The organism is Vibrio sp. FF266, from assembly GCF_041439695.1.
GTDB classification, from domain to species: Bacteria; Pseudomonadota; Gammaproteobacteria; order Enterobacterales; family Vibrionaceae; genus Vibrio; species Vibrio tasmaniensis_A.
The window spans coordinates 1-1,316 of the sequence record NZ_JBGOOO010000111.1 but is presented as its reverse complement, the minus strand read 5'-3'; the positions used below and the strand labels follow the sequence as shown (position 1 = coordinate 1,316).

Sequence of the window (1,316 nt, the reverse complement as noted above, 5' to 3'; positions counted from 1 at the left end):
CCCTCTGCGGCGCTTTTTGCAATCGTGAAGGCAGCCCACCTTCGAGGCCATCTGAGGTAATAATCCCAGACGGCAATCTCATTCGTTACAGCGACCAATTAGGAAAACGTTTGAGGTGATCTTCTAATCGAAGTTTCCCTTCGCGCTTTTTGGCCCGCTCTGCTCTTTTCGCCGAGAGCGTTAACGTTTTATTCGCCTTTGATGAGAGATTAAAAGCGATACCGACTTCCTTGTTCTCAACCCTACATTCTGATTTAAAATTCATACAAAAGTCTTCCTAAATAGAAAAAACCGAAACGCTCTCGTTTAGACCGAAACATCAATGAGTCATGTAATCGCTCACTGGCGTCTAATTTTGTTGAGTTTGTGACTTACTTATCATTTCTTGAATTTAACATAATCTAAATAATACGCACCAAATTAAACTTTTGATTTTAATGGTTATTTTATTAAATTTAACGTTGCCTTTGTTTTTAATTTTAAATAATTAATCCATTAATTATTTTTATTGGGATTCTTTGATGTGCTATAAATTTTTCAAGGTTATTTGTTATCTCATTGTTATTTATCTGCTATTTTTGGTTACGCATTATATTTGTTATGTTAAGGGAAAAATCCCAAGGCACACTTAGCGTTTGAAATATCAGGCGACGACACGCTATACTTACCTGAGGTCTATAAGGTTAAAACACACGACATTGCTTACTCCTGTAGTGTCCAATGTCGTGTGTTTTTTCTAGGATTTAGAGTGTGTTAGAGGTGGTACTCTGACTATATAGCACTCGCAAAAAAGCCGACTTTCCAAGAGTAGTCGGCTTTTTTGTGTCTAAAAAACCGGCATTTGATTTCTTTTCCCGGTTGAGATAGGTTGAAATTTCACCGTTTGGACGGCCAATCCAAACACCCCAAAAACCTCTTGGACTTCAAAATATGACGCATTTGACTCAGCCTTGGCTTGGGCTAACGCTCAGGAGAATCCACTTTCTGCCTAACACCGCCTTTTTTGTCCCTCAGGATGAAGCGAGGTGTGTTTTAAACGTGGACGGTGAGTCTTATGAAAACGTTTAGCTCCTCCCCTCCCCCGTTCGATAAATCGAGTTACGATGCGCAGTATCGCTGTAAGCGTAAGGCTCGCAAACTGGATTTGATTGAATTGTATCAACGCGTCATTGAAGAAGAGAACGCGCGGAACCCTAAGACGCCTTTTGAGATCGGATTTAAGTCTCGCCGGTTGCTCCGAAGCGGTAAGGTAGAAACCCTGCCGCCAGAATACGCGCGGATCTTAAAAGGGTGTGAAGAATTTATTACCAACCCCA

The 1,316-nt window shown here is 40.9% G+C and carries 1 protein-coding gene and 1 pseudogene; one reads left to right on the top strand and one right to left on the bottom strand.

All coding sequences use genetic code 11. The annotated features are described in order from the left end of the window. Positions 1–85 precede the first annotated feature (85 nt). A complete protein-coding gene (locus ACED59_RS24475) occupies positions 86–265 on the bottom strand; it encodes a TraY domain-containing protein (RefSeq protein WP_017097351.1) in 180 nt (59 codons plus the stop codon). A gap of 789 nt (positions 266–1,054) precedes the next feature. Here ACED59_RS24475 and ACED59_RS24470 point away from each other — a divergent pair. Beyond that, positions 1,055–1,316 (top strand): annotated as a pseudogene (locus tag ACED59_RS24470) (hypothetical protein); the annotation flags it as partial.